The organism is Flavobacterium sp. (assembly GCF_027484205.1).
Taxonomy (GTDB): Bacteria; Bacteroidota; Bacteroidia; order Flavobacteriales; family Flavobacteriaceae; genus Flavobacterium.
Genome location: NZ_JAIXUB010000021.1, coordinates 1 through 19,993 on the forward strand (window position 1 = coordinate 1; position 19,993 = coordinate 19,993).

Annotated in this window: 15 protein-coding genes; 13 read left to right on the plus strand and 2 right to left on the minus strand. The window is 32.2% G+C overall.

From position 1 onward, the window contains the following. Window positions 1-159 precede the first annotated feature (159 nt). Window positions 160-984 (minus strand): universal stress protein, encoded by an 825-nt coding sequence (locus tag Q0049_RS09740; protein WP_298119212.1) that lies wholly within the window; start codon window positions 982-984, stop codon window positions 160-162. A 181-nt stretch (window positions 985-1,165) separates the two neighbouring features. On the opposite strand from Q0049_RS09740, the gene rimP reads away from it, so the two are divergent. Genes rimP through infB form a run of 3 tightly spaced genes read left to right on the plus strand, consistent with a single transcriptional unit; the run spans window position 1,166 to window position 5,718 of the window. After that, complete coding sequence (gene rimP, locus Q0049_RS09745; RefSeq protein ID WP_298119214.1) at window positions 1,166-1,633, plus strand: ribosome assembly cofactor RimP; 468 nt, start codon at window positions 1,166-1,168, stop codon at window positions 1,631-1,633. Between the two features lie 9 nt (window positions 1,634-1,642). Further along, window positions 1,643-2,884, plus strand: coding sequence for a transcription termination factor NusA (nusA, locus tag Q0049_RS09750; protein ID WP_298119216.1), 1,242 nt, complete (start codon window positions 1,643-1,645; stop codon window positions 2,882-2,884). A 47-nt stretch (window positions 2,885-2,931) separates the two neighbouring features. Beyond that, the gene (infB, locus tag Q0049_RS09755) at window positions 2,932-5,718 is read left to right on the plus strand and encodes a translation initiation factor IF-2 (protein WP_298119217.1); all 2,787 of its coding nucleotides are present in this window, start codon (window positions 2,932-2,934) and stop codon (window positions 5,716-5,718) included. A gap of 48 nt (window positions 5,719-5,766) precedes the next feature. Here infB and Q0049_RS09760 read toward each other — a convergent pair whose 3' ends face one another. Further along, window positions 5,767-6,117 (minus strand): SPOR domain-containing protein, encoded by a 351-nt coding sequence (locus Q0049_RS09760; protein WP_298119219.1) that lies wholly within the window; start codon window positions 6,115-6,117, stop codon window positions 5,767-5,769. 256 nt (window positions 6,118-6,373) lie between these two features. Between Q0049_RS09760 and Q0049_RS09765 the strand changes: the two genes are divergently transcribed. The 10 genes from Q0049_RS09765 (at window position 6,374) to queG (ending at window position 19,959) form a co-directional block, all read left to right on the plus strand. Next, a complete protein-coding gene (locus tag Q0049_RS09765; protein ID WP_298119273.1) occupies window positions 6,374-7,717 on the plus strand; it encodes a c-type cytochrome in 1,344 nt (447 codons plus the stop codon). Between the two features lie 33 nt (window positions 7,718-7,750). Beyond that, entirely contained in the window at window positions 7,751-10,810 is a 3,060-nt protein-coding gene (locus Q0049_RS09770) for a TAT-variant-translocated molybdopterin oxidoreductase (protein WP_298119221.1), read from the plus strand. A 26-nt stretch (window positions 10,811-10,836) separates the two neighbouring features. Then, a complete protein-coding gene (nrfD, locus tag Q0049_RS09775) occupies window positions 10,837-12,246 on the plus strand; it encodes an NrfD/PsrC family molybdoenzyme membrane anchor subunit (RefSeq protein WP_298119223.1) in 1,410 nt (469 codons plus the stop codon). A gap of 8 nt (window positions 12,247-12,254) precedes the next feature. Next, complete coding sequence (locus Q0049_RS09780) at window positions 12,255-12,782, plus strand: DUF3341 domain-containing protein (protein WP_298119224.1); 528 nt, start codon at window positions 12,255-12,257, stop codon at window positions 12,780-12,782. An 8-nt stretch (window positions 12,783-12,790) separates the two neighbouring features. Next, window positions 12,791-13,348 carry a cytochrome c gene (locus tag Q0049_RS09785; RefSeq protein WP_298119226.1) on the plus strand — a complete coding sequence of 186 codons (558 nt, stop codon included), beginning with the start codon at window positions 12,791-12,793 and terminating at the stop codon, window positions 13,346-13,348. Window positions 13,349-13,382: 34 nt separating this feature from the next. Next, on the plus strand, window positions 13,383-14,918 hold the full coding sequence (locus tag Q0049_RS09790) for a quinol:cytochrome C oxidoreductase (RefSeq protein WP_298119228.1): 1,536 nt from the start codon (window positions 13,383-13,385) through the stop codon (window positions 14,916-14,918). Window positions 14,919-14,936: 18 nt separating this feature from the next. Beyond that, a complete protein-coding gene (locus tag Q0049_RS09795) occupies window positions 14,937-16,103 on the plus strand; it encodes a cytochrome c oxidase subunit II (RefSeq protein ID WP_298119230.1) in 1,167 nt (388 codons plus the stop codon). A 21-nt stretch (window positions 16,104-16,124) separates the two neighbouring features. Beyond that, on the plus strand, window positions 16,125-17,930 hold the full coding sequence (locus Q0049_RS09800) for a cbb3-type cytochrome c oxidase subunit I (RefSeq protein ID WP_298119232.1): 1,806 nt from the start codon (window positions 16,125-16,127) through the stop codon (window positions 17,928-17,930). Window positions 17,931-18,007: 77 nt separating this feature from the next. After that, window positions 18,008-19,030: a Holliday junction branch migration DNA helicase RuvB gene (ruvB, locus tag Q0049_RS09805; RefSeq protein WP_298119233.1), complete on the plus strand. Its 1,023-nt coding sequence runs from the start codon at window positions 18,008-18,010 to the stop codon at window positions 19,028-19,030. Window positions 19,031-19,032: 2 nt separating this feature from the next. Further along, complete coding sequence (gene queG / locus Q0049_RS09810) at window positions 19,033-19,959, plus strand: tRNA epoxyqueuosine(34) reductase QueG (RefSeq protein ID WP_298119235.1); 927 nt, start codon at window positions 19,033-19,035, stop codon at window positions 19,957-19,959. Window positions 19,960-19,993 lie beyond the last annotated feature (34 nt).

Here is a 19,993-nt window from a genome sequence, read left to right on the forward strand (position 1 = left end):
AGTCCTAGTAGACCAACAAATAAATCTCAACTTTTTCAGTTGGGATTTTTTGTTTAAGCTAGGCGAGAAGTTTATCCCGATACTTCGGGAAGTCCTATTAAATCAATAAAAAAACCTCTTAAGAAATTAAGAGGTTTTTTATTTTATCTGTTTTTGTTTTTAGATTTTGAAAGTAATTACTGGACGAGAAGCATGGTTTACTAAATCCTCACTAATACTTCCGTTGAAGAAGTGAGAAAGTCCTTTTCTTCCGTGTGTACTCATTCCTATTAAATCGGCATCAACACTATTTGCAAAATTTAATATTCCTTTTTCAACATTACTTTCGTTGTAAACATGAGTTTCAAATTTGTTAATTTTAAAATTAGCAACAAACTCGTTCATGATTTGTTCAGATAATGAAGTTGGTTTGAAATTATTTGGTGTATTGATCATTGCTAAATGAAGGGTAGCATCAAATTTGTTTGCAAATTCTACTACTTTTTCAAATGGTTTTTTGATTTCTTCAGAAAAATCAGAAGCGAAAACAAAATTATTTACATCAAAGTTTTCTTGTTCTTTTTTAATAATTAAAACAGGAACTTCAGAGCTTCTAACCACTTTCTCAGCATTAGAACCAATAAACATTTCTTTGTAGCCACTTGCACCGTGTGAACCCATAACAACTAAATCTACATCATTAATTTTACTTGCTTTCAGCACACCTTCAAAAGCTAATTCAAATAAAACCGCTTCAGAAACTTTAATTCCATCAAGGTAATCTTCATCCATTAACTCCTCAAGTCTATTTATTGCAGCATTTTTAAAGAACATAATTTCAGGAAGTTCTTTTCCAGAGCCAACAGCATCGCTTCCTTGATGAGGAAGTTCAAGCATATGTAATAAAATTATTTCACCATTATTTTTTCTTGCAATTTGGGCAGCTACTTTTAAAGCATACTCAGCGTGCTTAGAAAAGTCTGTAGGTATCAAAATTTTTTTCATGATATTGTTGTGTAAATTATTGGTTATACATGTCTTAATATTTCAAGTATAAAGGTAAGAATTTTTTTTAAGATTTTTAAATGATATTTGTCATATAAAAAAAAAGACTATATTTGCACCATTATTTATTAGTACAAACTAAATAATGAGGGAAGCACTGCTTCCCTCTTTTTATAAAAATATGACATTTAAAGAACAAGTTTCAAAACTTTTAAATGATGCTTTGTTAGAAAAGCAAGAAATTTTTTTGATAGAATTAACAATTTCAGATAGTTACAAAATTATTGTAACTTTGGACGGTGATAAAGGTGTAAATCTTCAAGATTGTATAGATATCAGTAGAGTTATCGAGAATAATTTAGATAGAGAAGAGCATGATTTTTCGCTAGAAGTTGCGTCAGTCGGAGTTGGTTCTCCTTTAAAAATGACACGTCAATACAAAAAAAACATAGGTAGAACATTAATTGTTAAAACTAATGAGGAAAAAATAGAAGCCGAATTAGTAGAAGCAAATGACGAATATATAGTGTTGTCTTGGTCGGCAAGAGAACCTAAAAAAGTAGGAAAAGGTAAGGAAACGGTTCAAAAAAGAAAAGAAATTTCTTACTCAGAAATAAAAGAAGCAATTGTTACAATAAATTTTAATTAAAACAGAATAATGGAAAATATTGCATTAATCGAATCATTCTCAGAGTTTAAAGACGATAAACTTATTGATCGAGTAACGCTTATGGCGATTTTAGAAGATGTGTTTAGAAATGCTTTAAAAAAGAAGTATGGTTCTGATGACAACTTTGATATTATCATAAATCCTGATAAAGGTGATATGGAAATTTGGCAAAGAAGAATTGTAGTTGCTGATGATGATTTAGATTTAGAGCATTTAGAAATTACATTATCTGATGCAAGAAAAATTGAACCAGATTTTGAAATTGGTGAAGAGGTTTCTGAAGAAGTAAAACTTATAGATTTAGGAAGAAGAGCAATTTTGGCTTTACGTCAAAACTTAATTTCTAAAATCCACGAGCATGATAATACTAATTTGTACAAACAATTTAAAGATATTATCGGCGAAATTTATACAGCAGAAGTACACCACGTTCGTCCAAGAGTTGTCATTTTAGTCGATGATGAAGGAAATGAAATTGTACTTCCAAAAGAAAAACAAATTCCATCTGACTTTTTCCGTAAAGGAGATAACGTGAAAGGAATTATTGAAAGCGTTGAATTAAAAGGAAATAAACCACAAATTATTATGTCTAGAACTTCTGAAAAGTTTTTAGAAAAATTATTTGAACAAGAAATTCCTGAGGTTTTCGACGGCTTAATTATGATTAAAAAAGTAGTAAGAATTCCAGGTGAAAAAGCAAAAGTAGCTGTAGATTCTTATGATGATAGAATTGATCCAGTTGGAGCTTGCGTTGGTATGAAAGGTTCACGTATTCACGGAATTGTTCGTGAATTAGGTAACGAGAATATTGATGTAATTAATTATACAACAAACGCATCTTTATTAATAACAAGAGCTTTAAGTCCTGCTAAAGTTTCTTCTGTAAAAATTAATGAAGAAACAAAACATGCTGAAGTTTTCTTGAAGTTAGAAGAAGTTTCTAAAGCAATTGGTCGTGGAGGTCAGAATATTAAATTAGCAGGTCAATTATCAGGTTACGAATTAGATGTAATTAGAGAAGGAAGTGCAACAGAAGACGATGATGTTGAATTAACAGAATTCTCAGATGAAATTGATGGATGGATTATTGATGAGTTTGCAAAACTTGGTTTAGATACTGCTAAAAGTATTTTAAAACAAGATGTTGCCGATTTAGCTCGAAGAACAGATTTAGAAGAAGAAACAATACAAGAAGTAATGCGCATTTTGAAAGAAGAGTTTGAAGATTAAACTTTTTTTCAACCCAACAATATAAAAAAGAATTTATAAAAGATTTTATGTCTGAAGAAAGAATTATTAGAATAAATAAAGTTTTAAGGGAATTAAATATTTCATTAGAAAGAGCTGTCGATTATCTAAAAGATAAAGGCATTGCTATTGATGCAAATCCAAATGCAAAAATTTCTGATGCAGAATTTAATATTCTTCAAAGTCAATTTGCTGGCGACAAAGGAAACAAAGAAGCTTCCAAAGGAGTTAGTGAAGAGATTAAAAAAGAAAAAGAAGCACTTCGTCTTGAAAGAGAAAAGGAAATCGAAGATAAAAGAAAGCAAGAAGAAGAGCGTCAACGTCTTGAAGTGATTAAAGCTAAGGCAGTTGTTACAGGTCCAAAACAAATTGGTAAAATTGATTTGGAACCAAAAACTACACCTACTAATAACGTTCAGCCAGTAAAACCTGCCATTGAAAAGCCTGTTGTTGAGAAAGTAACTGAGGAAAAAGTTGAGGTTAAACCTGAAAAAACTTTAGAAAAAGTTCAAGAGCAAAAACCAAAAGTTGAGGAAGTAAAAACTGAAGAAAAAGTTGATAAAAAATCAGCAACTACAGAAGAAGCTCCAGCTGATGAAACTTTTACAACACAATATCAAAAACTATCTGGTGCAACTTTAACAGGTCAAGTAATTGATTTATCTCAATTTAATAAACCTAAGAAAACAACACCGCCTAAAATCAACAGCGCTAATAAAGTTGATCCAAATAAGAACAAAAGAAAAAGAATTCCACCAAAACCAGGCGAAGCACGTCCTGCAAATCAAGGAGGAAATAATGGTGGACAAAATAAGCCTTCAGGAACAGGTGGAAATAAATTTGGACCAAATAAACCAGGTGGAGGTTTCCAAAAAGGAAATAGACCTGCAATTGTTCAAAAAGTTGAGCCAACAGAGGAAGAGGTTAAAAACCAAATTAAAGAAACTTTAGAAAGACTTCAAGGAAAAGGTAATAAATCTAAAGCTGCTAAATACAGAAGAGATAAAAGAGATTCACATCGTCAACGTACTGATGAAGAGCAAAGAGCTATTGAAGAAGGAAGCAAAACAATCAAAGTTACAGAGTTTGTAACTGTAGGTGAAGTTGCAACTATGATGGATGTGCCAATTACAAAAGTTATTGGTACTTGTATGTCTCTTGGTATTATGGTTACAATGAATCAACGTCTTGATGCAGAAACTTTGACGATTGTTGCTGATGAGTTTGGTTATGAAGTTGAATTTATAACAACAGATATCGAAGATGCAATTGAAGTTGTTGAAGATAGACAAGAAGATTTAGTATCTAGAGCTCCAATCGTTACGGTTATGGGTCACGTTGATCATGGAAAAACATCTTTACTTGATTACATTCGTAAAGAAAATGTTATTGCAGGAGAATCAGGAGGAATTACTCAGCATATTGGTGCTTATGCAGTTACTTTAGATAATGGACAAAAAATAACATTTTTAGATACTCCAGGTCACGAAGCGTTTACCGCGATGAGAGCACGTGGAGCACAAGTTACAGATATAGCAATTATTGTAGCTGCTGCCGATGATGATATCATGCCTCAAACTAAAGAAGCAATTAGTCACGCTCAAGCCGCAGGAGTTCCAATGATTTTTGCAATAAATAAAATAGATAAACCTGCTGCAAATCCTGAAAAAATTAAGGAGCAATTAGCGGGTATGAATTTACTTGTAGAAGATTGGGGCGGAAAGTATCAATCTCATGATATTTCAGCAAAAGTTGGTACAGGTGTAAAAGAACTTTTAGAGAAGGTTTTATTAGAAGCAGAAATTTTAGATTTGAAAGCAAATCCAGAAAAACCTGCTGTAGGTACAGTAGTTGAAGCTCAATTAGATAAAGGTCGAGGTTATGTTACAACAATTCTTGTTCAAGCTGGTACATTAAAAGTTGGTGATTATGTTTTAGCAGGTAAAAATCATGGTAAGATTAAAGCAATGCATGATGAAAGAGGTAATAATGTTACAGTTGCTGGACCTTCAACACCAATTTCAATATTAGGTTTAGATGGTGCGCCTACAGCTGGTGATAAGTTTAATGTATATGAAGATGAAAGAGAAGCTAAACAAATTGCTGCTAAACGTACTCAATTAATACGTGAACAATCGGCTAGAACTAAAAAGCATACTACACTTGCTGAACTTGGTCGTCGTATAGCTCTTGGTCAATTTAAAGAGTTAAATATTATTATTAAAGGTGATGTTGATGGTTCAGTAGAAGCATTGGCCGACTCGTTCTCAAAATTATCAACTGAGGAAATTGAAATTAAAATTATTCATAAAGGTGTAGGAGCAATTACTGAAACCGATGTTATGTTAGCTTCAGCATCTGATGCAATTATTATTGGATTTAATGTTCGTCCTGCAGGAAATGCTAAACAATTAGCAGATAAAGAAGAAATCGATATCAGAAATTATTCTATCATTTACGATGCAATCGATGACTTGAAAGATGCAATGGAAGGAATGCTTTCGCCTGAAATGAAGGAAGAAATAACAGGAACTGCTGAAATTAGAGAAACTTTCAAAATATCTAAAGTTGGTACAATTGCTGGTTGTATGGTTACTGATGGTAAAATCTTTAGAAATTCTAGAATACGAATTATTAGAGAAGGTGTAGTTGTTTTTACAGGAGAATTATCTACCCTAAAACGATTTAAAGATGATGTAAAAGAAGTTTCTAAAGGTTATGATTGTGGTATACAAATCAAGAATTATAATGATATAGAACAACTAGATATTATTGAAGCTTTCCAAGAAGTAGAAGTAAAGAAAAAATTGAAATAAGAATTGATAAAAAAATCCCGATTACTCGGGATTTTTTATTTTGATAAATTATTTATTTGGTTTTATTAAAATTGCATTCGGGTATTTCTTTTTTATAATTGTTAAACTTTTTTCGGCTTCAATTCTTGTTTTAAAATTCCCGACAATAACTTTGTATGTAGGCGTATTAAAAATTATCGTGGCATCGTAGTTTTTATTCTCTCTTTTAAAGGTAATCAGTTCCTTTTTTGCAATTTCGTTTGTGCCATTAAAAATTTGTATTTTAAATCTGTTATTATTTGTAATTGAGGCGTTTATTTTTCTTTTTTCTGCTAATAATTGCTCAAATTTTTCATCTTGTTTCACATTTATACTTTGAGCGTTTATTATATTAAAGGTGTTAAATATAACAAATGACATAGTAAAAAAAACGGTTCTTTTTTTTGTTAAAAATTTCATAATAGTTTGATTTATATGCAAATATATAACTTATCAAAACAAATAAAACATTCAATATTATTTAGAATTAATATAAATTGATAACTAAGATATATTTAAGGTTTTGAGAATAATTGATAAGTCGTATTTTTGTGCAAGTTTTAAAAAAAGTATGAAGTACTTTCTAATATTGTATTTAGAAAAAATCATACCAAAATTGTCGATAATCATTAATAATATGAAAAAAGTGGGTAACCATAATTCGATTTCTAGGAAGTTAATTCTAAGCTTAGCTTTTTTGCTAACATTCTCCTTAAATTTATTTGCTCAAGAAGCTGCTTCTACAGCTGCTCCAGCAACTGTTCCTGCAACATCTGCTCCTGCAACGGGAACTGGTGATGCTGTAAAAGGGAAAGAACTTTTTAATGCTAATTGTGCGGCATGTCATAAATTAGATGCTAAAGCTACTGGTCCTGCTTTGCGTGGTGTAGCTAACAAGTATGATATGGCTTGGATTTACAAATGGGTTCATAATAGTTCTGAACTTATTAAATCAGGTGATGCAAAAGCGGTAAAAATATTTGAGGAATATAACAAGTCAGTTATGACTGCTTTCCCACAATTATCTGAAGCAGATATTGACAATATAATCGCTTATACTTCTGAACCTGCACCAAAAGCTGAAGCTCCAATAGGATTAACAAAAAAAGATGGTGGATTAGAAGCTACAGATTCTGGAATATCAAATAATGTAATTTTAGGATTTTTAGTAACAGTAATGTTGTTACTAATTGTAATGTTGTTTTTAGTATACAACATGTTGACTAAAATTGCTTCATCAAAAGGTTTAGAGCTAGTTAAAAAAGATAGATCAATATTGTCTGTTTGGAATGCCTTTGCTAAAAACCAATTTTTGGTATTAGTTTCTTCAATATTCTTATTGTTAGCGAGTGGTTATTTTGTGTACGGATATTTGTCTCAAATTGGTGTTGACCAAAATTATTCGCCTATTCAGCCTATTCATTTTTCTCACAGAATTCACGCAGGAAGTAATGGTGTTGATTGTAAATATTGTCACTCAGCAGCAAGAGTTAGTAAGAACGCAGGTATCCCTTCATTGAATGTTTGTATGAATTGTCATAAAAATATTGCTGAAGTAGCAGATACAACCGCAACACCTGAATATTCTAAAGCATTTTATGATGGAGAAATCCAAAAGTTATATGATGCGGTTGGTTGGGATAAATCAGTACAAAAATATACAGGAAAAACTAAACCTGTTAAATGGGTTAGAATTCATAATTTGCAAGATTTTGTTTATTTCAATCATTCTCAGCACGTTTCTGTTGCAGGTATTGAATGTCAAAAATGTCATGGTGAAGTTCAAACTTACGAAATACAAAAACAATTTGCTCCATTAACAATGGGTTGGTGTATTGAATGTCACCGTGCTACAGATGTTAAAATGGAAGGCAACGCTTACTACGATAAAATTCATAAAGAACTTTCGAAAAAATATGGTGTAGATAAATTAACTGCAGCACAAATGGGAGGTTTAGAATGTGGTAAATGTCACTATTAATATAATACTAAGAAGCTAATTTTTATTTACGATATGTCATCAAACAAAAAATACTGGAAAAGTGTTGAAGAACTAAACGAAAATAGTTCTATTGTTGAGACGCTTAAAAATAATGAATTTGTTGAAGAAATTCCAACAGATGAATTTTTAGGAGACGCAGCGTCTTTGTCATCATCATCAACTACTCGTCGTGATTTTTTAAAGTATGTAGGTTTCAGTACAGCTGCGGCAACTCTTGCGGCATGTGAAGGTCCAGTACATAAATCAATACCATATGTAGTTCAACCTGAGCAAATCATTCCTGGTGTTGCAGATTATTATGCAACAACTATGTTTGATGGTTTTGATTTTGCAAATCTTTTAGTTAAAACACGTGAAGGTCGTCCTATTAAAATTGAAAATAATACAATTGATGGTGCTAAATTCTCTGCAAATGCTAGAGTACACGCGTCAGTATTATCTTTATATGATAGCATGCGTTTAAAAGCTCCAAAAATGGACGCTAAAAATGCAACATGGTCAGAAGTAGAAGCAAAAATAAAAACTAGTTTAGCAGATGCTAAAGCTAAAGGTGGTCAAGTAGTTTTATTGACAAATACTTTAGCTAGTCCATCAACTGAAAAATTAATTGCTGATTTCTTATCTAAAAATCCAAACTCGAAACATGTAATTTATGATGCAGTTTCAGAATCTGCAGCTTTAGATGCTTTTGAATCAGTTTATGGTGAAAGAGCTTTAGTAGATTATGATTTTTCAAAAGCGAATACAATAGTTTCTATCGGAGCAGATTTCTTAGGAGATTGGCAAGGTGGAGGTTTTGATGCAGGATATTCAAAAGGAAGAATTCCTCAGGCTGGAAAAATGTCTAAGCATTTTCAGTTTGAAGCAAATATGACTTTATCTGGTGCATCTGCTGATAAAAGAGTGGCTATGTCTGTGGCTAATCAAAAGCAAGCACTTGTAAAAATATATAATACTATTACAAATTCTTCAGTTTCTGTTTCTTTAAATAAAGAATTTGAAGTTGAAGTAACAAAAGCGGCGCAACAATTGAAATCAGCAGGAAGTAAAGGTGTTTTGGTTTCTGGTATTCAAGATAAAAATGCGCAACTTTTGGTTATTGCAATTAATCAAGTTTTAGCGAGTGAAGCTTTTTCAACTTCTGGAACTAGACAGATAAGAAAAGGTTCAAATGAAAAAGTAGCTCAATTAATTTCTGAGATGAATGCAGGTAGTATTCATACTTTAATTATGAGTGGAGTTAATCCAGTGTATACTTTAGCAAATAGTGCTGCATTTGTTTCTGGACTTAAAAAGACTAAATTATCTGTTGCCTTTTCATTAAAAGAGGATGAGACTGCATCAATAACTAACATTGCTGCTGCAGCACCGCATTATTTAGAGTCATGGAATGACCATAGTTTAACTAAAGGTACTTATTCTTTAACTCAGCCTACAATTCGTCCATTATTCAATACAAAACAATTTCAAGATGTTTTAATGTCTTTAAATGGTTCTGCTGGTTCATATTATGATTATTTAAAATCTAATTCAGGAGCAATAATTTCTGGTTCTTCTTGGAATAAAGTTGTTCACGATGGTGTATTTGTTGGAACTCCTTCAAGTGTTTCAGGTGGAACCGCAGATTATAGTTCTGCTGCTTCAACATTGGCTCAATCAAAAGCTAGTGCTGGTTTCGAATTAATACTATATACTAAAACAGGTTTAGGAGATGGTCAGCAAGCAAACAATCCTTGGTTGCAAGAGTTTCCAGATCCAATTACAAGAGTTTCTTGGGATAATTATTTAACTATTTCAAAAGCTGATGCTGATAAATTAGAATTGGAAAATGAAATTGTTGCAAATGGAGGTTTAAACGGAAGTTATGCTACGATTGCCGTTGGAAATGTAAAAATTACTGCTCCAGTTATTGTTCAGCCAGGTCAAGCTAAAGGAACTATTGGTTTAGCTTTAGGATATGGTAAAAAAGCATCTTTAAAAGAAGAAATGCAGGTAGGTGTTAATGCCTATGCTCTATATAATAATTTTTCAAATGTTCAATCTGCTCAATTAGCTAAAGTCGATAATGTTCATGAGTTTGCTTGTGTTCAATCTCAAAAAACGCTAATGGGTAGAGGCGATATTGTGAAGGAAACAACATTGGAGGTTTTCAATACTAAAGATTCTAAAGAATGGAATCCTGTTCCAATGGTATCTTTAGATCACAAACCTGTTGAAGCTACAAAAGTTGATTTATGGGAATCATTTGATCGTTCAGTTGGACATCATTTTAATCTTTCAATTGATTTAAATGCTTGTACGGGTTGTGGAGCTTGTGTTATCGCTTGTCATGCTGAAAATAATGTACCAGTAGTTGGAAAAGAGGAAGTAAGAAGAAGTAGAGATATGCATTGGTTGCGTATTGATAGATATTATTCTTCTGAAGATACCTTTGCTGGAGATAATAAGAAAAAAGAAGAATTCGACGGTCTAACAGGTGAAAAAGGTTCATTAAGTGGATTTGGCGAAATGGAAAATCCTGCTGATAATCCTCAAGTTGTATTCCAACCTGTAATGTGTCAACATTGTAATCACGCTCCTTGTGAAACTGTTTGTCCAGTTGCGGCAACATCTCATGGTCGTCAAGGTCAAAATCAAATGGCATACAACAGATGTGTTGGAACTAGATATTGTGCAAATAACTGTCCATATAAAGTACGTCGTTTTAATTGGTTCTTATATGCTAATAATGACGAATTTAATTATCACATGAATGACGATTTAGGACGTATGGTTGTTAATCCAGATGTTAATGTTCGTTCACGTGGAGTTATGGAAAAATGTTCAATGTGTATTCAAAGAACACAATTAACAATTCTTACCGCTAAAAAAGAAGGAAGGGAAGTTGCTGTTGATGAGTTTCAAACAGCATGTTCAAGTGCATGTTCTACAGGAGCAATGAAATTTGGAGATGTTAATAATGAAGCTTCTGAAATAGCTAAATTAGCTGCAGATAAAAGAGCATACCATTTGTTAGAGCATGTTGGTACTAAACCAAACGTGGTTTATCAAGTAAAAGTTAGAAATATATAATTAATCAAGAAACAATATAAAGGATTATGTCGTCTCATTACGAAGCACCCATTAGAAAACCCTTAGTTATAGGTGATAAAAGTTATCATGATGTAACTGTTGATGTAGCTGCGCCTGTCGAAGGTAGAGCAAATAAACAGTGGTGGACTGTATTTTCTATCGCACTTGCCGCTTTCCTTTGGGGAGTTGGTTGTATAATTTATACAATTTCTACAGGTATTGGAACTTGGGGATTAAATAAAACAGTTGGTTGGGCTTGGGATATTACTAACTTCGTTTGGTGGGTTGGTATTGGTCACGCAGGAACACTTATTTCTGCTGTACTTTTGTTATTCCGTCAAAAATGGAGAATGGCTATTAACCGTTCTGCTGAAGCTATGACAATCTTCTCTGTTGTACAAGCAGGATTGTTTCCAATCATTCACATGGGTCGTCCTTGGTTAGCTTACTGGGTTGTACCAATTCCAAATCAATTAGGATCGTTATGGGTTAATTTTAACTCACCATTGTTATGGGACGTATTTGCAATTTCAACATATCTTTCTGTTTCGTTAGTGTTCTGGTGGACAGGTTTACTTCCTGATTTTGCGATGTTAAGAGACAGAGCAGTAACTCCTTTCACTAAAAGAGTTTATTCAATTTTAAGTTTTGGATGGAGTGGTAGAGCTAAAGATTGGCAACGTTTTGAAGAAGTTTCACTTGTTTTAGCAGGTTTAGCAACTCCACTTGTACTTTCGGTTCACACTATAGTATCTTTTGACTTTGCTACCTCTGTTATTCCTGGTTGGCATACAACAATTTTCCCACCATATTTCGTTGCTGGTGCCGTATTCTCAGGGTTTGCAATGGTTAATACTTTACTTATTATCATGAGAAAAGTATCAAACTTAGAAGCATACATTACAATTCAACATATCGAATTAATGAATATTGTAATCATGATTACAGGTTCTATAGTTGGTGTTGCTTATATTACGGAGTTATTCGTAGCTTGGTATTCTGGTGTAGAATATGAACAATACGCTTTCTTAAATAGAGCAACAGGACCTTATGCATGGGCTTATTGGTCAATGATGACATGTAATGTTTTCTCTCCACAGTTTATGTGGTTCAAAAAATTGAGAACAAGTATTATGTTTTCATTCATTATTTCAATTGTAGTAAATATCGGAATGTGGTTTGAACGTTTTGTAATTATTGTAACGTCATTACACCGAGACTATCTTCCGTCTTCTTGGACAATGTTCTCTCCAACTTTTGTTGACATTGGAATTTATATCGGAACAATTGGATTTTTCTTTGTTTTGTTTTTATTGTATGCAAGAACTTTCCCAGTAATTGCACAAGCAGAGGTTAAAACTATTTTGAAATCTTCTGGCGAAAATTATAAAAGAGAAAGAGAAAAAGAAGGTAATAATCATTCAGAAAAACATTAATATTTGTTATGAGTAGTAATAAAGTTATACACGCGATATACAATGATGATGATATTTTAATGGATGCCGTAAAGCAAACAAGAAAAGCACATCATCATATTGAAGAGGTTTTTACACCATTTCCTGTTCACGGATTGGATAAAGCAATGGGATTAGCTCCAACTAGACTTGCAATTTGTGCATTCATCTATGGATGTATTGGAATTACAGTGGCAACAACAATGATGAATTATATTATGATTACTGATTGGCCTCAAGATATTGGAGGAAAACCTAGTATGAGTTACATTCAAAATATGCCTGCTTTTGTTCCTGTAATGTTTGAAATGACTGTCTTTTTTGCAGCTCACTTAATGGTTATCACATTTTATATGAGAAGTAAATTGTGGCCATTTAAAGAAGCTGAAAATCCTGATGTTAGAACAACAGATGATCATTTTTTAATGGAAGTAGCTGTGAAAGATAATGAAGAAGAATTAACATCTTTCCTAAAAAATACAGGAGCAGTTGAAGTTAAAGTAATTGAAAAGCATTAATTTTAGATATGAAAAGTTTAATTAAAATAGCAGGTCTATTAGTGTTAGTAGTTTCAGTTTCATCATGTAAAGATGATTTGAAACCTAACTATCAGTACATGCCTAATATGTACGAATCAGTAGCATACGAAACTTATTCAGAATCAAATGCTTTTAATTCTCCTTATGGTTTAAAAGGTAAGGAAGGTCAACTTCCTGCAAAAGGTTCTATCAAAAGAGGTTTTGAACCTTATGATTATCCTAACACAACAGCAGGATATGATGCTGCTAAAGCAAATTTAAAATCACCTTTAGATTCTACTTCTGTTGATATGAAAAAGGCAGAAGAATTATATCTTATCTATTGTGCTATTTGCCATGGAGAAGCTGGTGATGGAAAAGGTAAACTTGTTAAGCAAGAGAAATTTTTAGGAGTCCCTAACTATAAAGATAGACCAATTACAGAAGGTAGTATTTATCATGTTATTACTTATGGTTTAAATTCAATGGGTTCTCATGCTAATCAATTAAGTTCTCACGAGCGTTGGTTAGTTACAGAGCACGTACTTAAACTTAGAAATCAATAATAGATTAATTCAATAAACAGATAGTTAAATAGATATGTACACATTTTCAAAAAATTTAAAAAACATTGCATTTGCCTTAATGATCTTAGGATTGGTAGGTATAGTGTATGGTTTTTTAGCCGCTCCAAAAACAATTGAAGAGGTAGAAAAAATAGTTGCAGAAAGTCATCATGATGGCGCACATCACACAAATGCTGAAGCGACACACAATACGCATGCAACTCACGAAAAGGCAAGTATAGACACTACTCATACAGCTACTTCAAATGAAGAGGTTGCAGAAGTTGAAAATGATTCATTACATTCTGAAATAGTTTCGAGTAACCAAGAAATAACTGAAGATACAATTGCTCATGAAGAAACTTCAAATTTAGATGTTGCTGCAATTCATGCTGAGGAAGCTAAAGATGTAGCTAAAGAAACAAAAGTTGATGAAGAGAAAGAGCATCATGCTCATCTTGAACATGTTTTGCATCAATTGCAAAATAAGCCATGGGCTGCTTTATACGTTGCTTGTATATTCTTTTTGTTAATTTCAATGGGAGTTTTAGCTTTTTATGCTATTCAACAAGTTGCACAAGCTGGTTGGTCTCCAGTTCTATTTAGAGTAATGCAAGGTATAACTGCTTATTTACCTGTTGCATCGGTTATTTTCTTTGTTTTATTGTTGCTTTCAGGTTTTCATGTGAATCATTTATTTGTTTGGATGAAAGAAGGTGTTGATGTTGTAGGTCACGAAAATTATGATAAATTAATTGCTGGAAAAACCGGATATTTAAATGTTGCGTTTTGGTTAACAAGAGCTGCAATATTTTTACTTGGTTGGAATGTTTATAGATATTTGTCAAGAAAGAACTGTTTAGCTCAAGATGAATCAAACGATAATTCTTTTTATAAAAAGAATTTTAAAATGTCAGCGGCATTTTTAGTATTCTTTATTGTATCCGAATCAATTATGGCTTGGGATTGGATTATGTCAGTTGATCCTCACTGGTTTAGTACATTGTTTGGCTGGTATGTTTTTGCAAGTTTCTTTGTAAGCGGTATAACAACAATTTCAATAGTTACATTATATCTAAAATCTAAAGGTTACTTAGAAAATGTAAATACGAGTCATATTCACGATTTATCAAAATTTATGTTTGGTATTAGTGTATTTTGGACTTACTTATGGTTCTCTCAATTTATGCTTATTTGGTATTCAAATATTCCTGAAGAGGTTACTTATTTTAAAACAAGAATTGAGCAATATAATCTACCATTCTTTGGAGCAGTAGTTATGAACTTTATCTTTCCTTTCTTAGTTTTAATAAATACTGACTTTAAACGTATTACTGGTATTGTTGTTTTCGCTGGAATCGTTATTTTATTTGGACATTATATTGATTTCTTTAATATGATTATGCCAGCAACAGTTGGTGACCAATGGTTTATTGGTGTGCCTGAAATAAGTTCATTGATGTTTTTCTTAGGTTTATTTATTTTTGTGGTATTTACTGCATTAACAAAAGCACCTTTAACACCAAAGAGAAATCCATTTATCGAAGAAAGTAAACATTTTCATTATTAATATTTAAAGTAAAAACAAATGACAAGTTTTTTGGTACTTTTTGTTTTAGTTTTATTATCAATTGCAATTTGGCAATTAACTAAAATTTATGACCTAACTCAAATCGGACAAGCATCAGACGATTCTCAAATCGCTAATGATAATGATAATAAAGTAAATGGTTACTTAATGTTTGCTTTTTTAGTATTCATTTATTTAACAACAATCTTTTGTATTGTAAAATATGGTGATTTACCATTAATGGATTCTTCAGCTTCAGAGCATGGAAAAGAAGTAGATCAATTGATGTGGATTTCAATGATATTAATTTTCTTTGTTCAAACTATTACACAAGCGTTATTACATTATTTTGCTTTTAAATATAGAGGTAAAAAGGGTCAAAAAGCAACGTATTTTGCCGATAATAATAAATTAGAATTTATTTGGAGTTCTATTCCTGCAGTAGTATTGGCAGTATTAATTTTCTACGGTCTTTATGCTTGGACAGATATTATGTTTGTAGATGAAGATGAAGATACTATAGTAGTAGAATTATATGCTAAACAGTTTGGTTGGGAAGCAAGATATTCAGGAAAAGATAATGTTTTAGGTAAAGCTAATGTTAGATATATTGAAGGTGTTAATACTTTAGGAGTTGATTTAGCTGATCCAAATGCTCAAGATGATATCGTTGTAAATGAACTTCACTTGCCAAAAGGGAAAAGAGTTGTTTTCAAAATCCGTTCTCAAGATGTTCTTCACTCTGCATACATGCCTCATTTTAGAGCTCAAATGAATTGTGTTCCTGGAATGGTTACTCAGTTTTCATTCATCCCAACAGTTACAACTGAAGATATGAGAGCTAACGAAGATATGATTGAAAAAGTTGCAAGAATCAATAAAATTAGAGAGAAAAAAAGTGCTAAATTAGTTGCTGAAGGTAAAACTGCTCTTGATCCTTACACGTTTAATTATCTATTATTATGTAATAAGATTTGTGGAGCTTCACATTACAATATGCAAATGAAAGTTGTGGTTGAATCTCCTGAAGAATTTAAAGCTTGGTTGAAAGATAAACCAACTTTAGTTCAAGCTGTTAAAACAGCTAATGCTTCACCTGAAGCTTCTGAACAATCTGAAAATAAAAATGATTCAACAACTGCTAAAAATGACACTACAGTTATTGCTAGCGTTGAAATGAAATAATAAAAATAACTTTACACTTATATGTCAGCAATGAGTAACGAACACGATCACCACGAACACGATCACCACGAAGAGCACCACCATAAGGATACCTTCATTACTAAATATATTTTTAGTATTGACCATAAGATGATTGCTAAACAATATCTTATTACGGGTATTATAATGGGTTTGATAGGTGTTGGTATGTCAATGCTTTTCAGAATGCAATTGGCATGGCCTGAGGAATCATTCAAAATTTTTAGTTTTTTCTTAGGTGAAAGAATGGCTCCAGGAGGAGTTATGAATAATGAAACTTATTTAGCTTTAGTAACCATACACGGAACAATTATGGTGTTCTTTGTATTAACTGCAGGTTTGAGCGGTACATTTAGTAATTTGCTTATTCCTCTTCAAATTGGAGCTAGAGATATGGCATCAGGTTTTATGAATATGATTTCATATTGGATGTTCTTTCTTTCAAGCGTAATAATGGTAATTTCACTTTTTGTTGAGTCTGGACCAGCTTCAGCAGGTTGGACTATTTATCCTCCATTAAGTGCTTTACCTCAAGCAATATCTGGTTCAGGTTTAGGAATGACTTTATGGTTAGTTTCGATGGCTATATTTATTGCTTCCTCTTTAATGGGTTCATTAAATTATATCGTAACGGTAATTAATTTAAGAACAAAAGGAATGTCAATGACAAGATTGCCATTAACTATTTGGGCTTTCTTCATTACAGCTGTAATTGGAGTAATTTCATTCCCGGTTTTATTATCTGCAGCTTTGATGTTGATTATGGATAGAAGTTTTGGTACTTCATTTTTCTTATCTGATATCTATTTAGCTGGTGAGGTATTAAACTATCAAGGTGGTTCACCTGTATTATTTGAGCACTTATTTTGGTTCTTAGGACATCCAGAAGTATATATTGTATTGTTACCAGCATTAGGTATTACTTCTGAAGTTATTGCAACAAACGCTCGTAAACCAATTTTTGGTTACAGAGCGATGATTATGTCAATTTTAGCAATTGCGTTTTTATCTACAATTGTTTGGGGTCACCACATGTTTATATCTGGTATGAATCCTTTCTTAGGTTCGGTGTTTACATTTACAACCTTGTTAATTGCTATTCCATCTGCTGTAAAAGCATTCAACTATATTACTACGTTATGGAAAGGTAATTTGCAATTGAATCCTGCAATGTTGTTTTCAATTGGTTTAGTTTCTACATTTATCACTGGTGGTTTAACTGGACTTATTCTTGGAGATAGTACTTTAGATATTAATGTACACGATACTTACTTTGTAGTTGCTCACTTCCACTTAGTAATGGGTATTTCTGCTCTTTACGGTATGTTTGCAGGAATTTATCACTGGTATCCTAGAATGTTCGGTAGAATGTTAAACAAAAATTTAGGTTATGTCCACTTTTGGGTAACAGCTATTTGTGCTTACGGTGTTTTCTTCCCAATGCATTTTATTGGAATGGCAGGTTTACCAAGACGTTATTATACAAATACTAATTTCCCACTATTTGACGATTTGCAAGATGTAAATGTTATTATTACAACTTTCGCATTAGTAGGTGGTGCATTCCAATTAGTTTTCCTTTGGAATTTCTTCCATAGTATTTTCTTTGGTAAGAAAACAGTTCAAAATCCTTGGAGATCAAATACTCTTGAATGGACTGCTCCAATTGAACATATTCATGGAAACTGGCCAGGTGAAATTCCTGAAGTATACAGATGGCCTTATGACTATAGTAAGCCAGGACATGATGAAGATTTTGTTCCACAAAATGTCCCAATGAAAGATGGTGAGGAAGTTTTACATCACTAAAATTATTAATTCAAAATATAAAATGCCTTTCGTATGAGAGGCATTTTTATTTCTTATAACTTTGCTATATTTGTAGTATGAACGAACATTTAGATCCAACAAATAAAGGGTATAATTCTGATGAACTTGATTTAGAAAAAAAATTAAGACCTCTTTCTTTTGATGACTTTACAGGGCAAGAACAAGTTTTAGATAACTTAAAAGTTTTTGTTGAAGCAGCTAATCAAAGAAATGAAGCTTTAGATCATACTTTATTTCATGGTCCACCTGGATTAGGAAAAACAACACTCGCTAATATACTTGCGAGCGAACTTGGTGTTGGAATTAAAATAACTTCAGGTCCAGTTTTAGATAAACCTGGTGATTTAGCTGGTTTATTAACAAATCTTGATGAGCGCGATGTTCTTTTTATTGATGAAATACATCGTTTAAGTCCTATTGTTGAAGAGTATTTATATTCCGCAATGGAAGATTTTAAAATTGATATTATGATTGAATCTGGTCCAAATGCCAGAACAGTCCAAATTAATCTTAGTCCATTTACACTTATTGGTGCAACAACGCGTTCTGGATTATTGACTGCGCCAATGAGAGCTCGTTTCGGAATTCAAAGCAGGTTACAATATTATAATACAGAATTACTTACAACTATTGTTCAACGTAGTGCTTCCATTTTAAAGATGCCTATAACCATGGAAGCCGCTATAGAAATTGCAGGAAGAAGTCGTGGAACACCTCGTATTGCCAATGCTCTTTTACGTCGTGTAAGAGATTTTGCTCAAATAAAAGGAAATGGAAAAATAGATATTGAAATTGCCAAATTTTCTCTCAAAGCATTGAATGTTGATGCGCACGGTTTGGATGAAATGGACAACAAAATTCTAAATACAATTATTGATAAATTCAAAGGTGGTCCAGTTGGTCTTTCAACATTGGCAACAGCCGTTTCTGAAAGTGGCGAAACTATTGAAGAAGTTTACGAACCTTTTTTAATTCAAGAAGGATTTATCATGAGAACACCAAGAGGAAGAGAAGTTACTGAGAAAGCATATAAACATCTTGGAAAAATTAAATTAAATGTTCAAGGAGGATTGTTTTAATTTTGATAAACAATAAAGAAAAATACAGTCAGATAATTAAAGCCGAATCCAAAAGACTCGACTTTCTTTCTTGTGGCATATCCAAAGCTCAATTTCTTGAAGAGGAAGCACCACGATTAGAAAATTGGCTCAACAAAAATCATCACGGTCAAATGTCCTATATGGAGAATCATTTTGACAAGCGATTAAATCCTACTTTGTTAGTTGAAGATTCTAAAAGTGTAATTTCTTTATTATTGAATTATTATCCTTCGGAATTCCAAAAGGAAGACAGTTATAAAATTTCAAAATATGCTTACGGTCAAGATTATCATTTTGTAATTAAAGAAAAATTAAAAGAACTTTTAAATACTATTCAAACAGAAATAGGTGAAGTGCACGGAAGAGCTTTTGTAGATTCTGCTCCGGTTTTAGATAAAGCTTGGGCGGCAAAAAGTGGTTTGGGTTGGATTGGTAAAAACAGCAATTTAATTACTCAAAAAGTGGGTTCTTTTTATTTCATTGCTGAGCTTATAATCGATTTAGAATTAGAATATGATAATCCAACAACAGATCATTGCGGAACATGTACTGCATGTGTCGATGCGTGTCCAACAGAAGCTATTGTTGCGCCTTATGTCGTTGATGGAAGCAAATGCATTTCATATTTTACCATTGAATTAAAAGATAATTTACCACATGAAATGAAAGGTAAATTTGATGATTGGGCATTTGGTTGCGATGTTTGCCAAGATGTTTGCCCATGGAATCGTTTTTCAAAATCACATAACGAACCTTTATTTAACCCAAATACAGAACTACTTTCTTACTCTAAAAAAGATTGGGAAGAAATTACAACAGAAACCTTTAATAAAGTCTTTAAAAACTCTGCTGTAAAGAGAACAAAGTTAGAAGGTTTTAAAAGGAATATTGATTTTTTGAAGAAGTAAAATTTAATTATTGGATTTCTTTTTTTCAGAAAAT

Bases quoted from the DNA above. Each gene is read 5' to 3' on its own strand.
- Q0049_RS09740 (WP_298119212.1), bottom strand. From the start codon at position 984: ATGAAAAAAATTTTGATACCTACAGACTTTTCTAAGCACGCTGAGTAT.
- rimP (WP_298119214.1), top strand. From the start codon at position 1,166: ATGACATTTAAAGAACAAGTTTCAAAACTTTTAAATGATGCTTTGTTA.
- nusA (WP_298119216.1), top strand. From the start codon at position 1,643: ATGGAAAATATTGCATTAATCGAATCATTCTCAGAGTTTAAAGACGAT.
- infB (WP_298119217.1), top strand. From the start codon at position 2,932: ATGTCTGAAGAAAGAATTATTAGAATAAATAAAGTTTTAAGGGAATTA.
- Q0049_RS09760 (WP_298119219.1), bottom strand. From the start codon at position 6,117: ATGTCATTTGTTATATTTAACACCTTTAATATAATAAACGCTCAAAGT.
- Q0049_RS09765 (WP_298119273.1), top strand. From the start codon at position 6,374: ATGAAAAAAGTGGGTAACCATAATTCGATTTCTAGGAAGTTAATTCTA.
- Q0049_RS09770 (WP_298119221.1), top strand. From the start codon at position 7,751: ATGTCATCAAACAAAAAATACTGGAAAAGTGTTGAAGAACTAAACGAA.
- nrfD (WP_298119223.1), top strand. From the start codon at position 10,837: ATGTCGTCTCATTACGAAGCACCCATTAGAAAACCCTTAGTTATAGGT.
- Q0049_RS09780 (WP_298119224.1), top strand. From the start codon at position 12,255: ATGAGTAGTAATAAAGTTATACACGCGATATACAATGATGATGATATT.
- Q0049_RS09785 (WP_298119226.1), top strand. From the start codon at position 12,791: ATGAAAAGTTTAATTAAAATAGCAGGTCTATTAGTGTTAGTAGTTTCA.
- Q0049_RS09790 (WP_298119228.1), top strand. From the start codon at position 13,383: ATGTACACATTTTCAAAAAATTTAAAAAACATTGCATTTGCCTTAATG.
- Q0049_RS09795 (WP_298119230.1), top strand. From the start codon at position 14,937: ATGACAAGTTTTTTGGTACTTTTTGTTTTAGTTTTATTATCAATTGCA.
- Q0049_RS09800 (WP_298119232.1), top strand. From the start codon at position 16,125: ATGTCAGCAATGAGTAACGAACACGATCACCACGAACACGATCACCAC.
- ruvB (WP_298119233.1), top strand. From the start codon at position 18,008: ATGAACGAACATTTAGATCCAACAAATAAAGGGTATAATTCTGATGAA.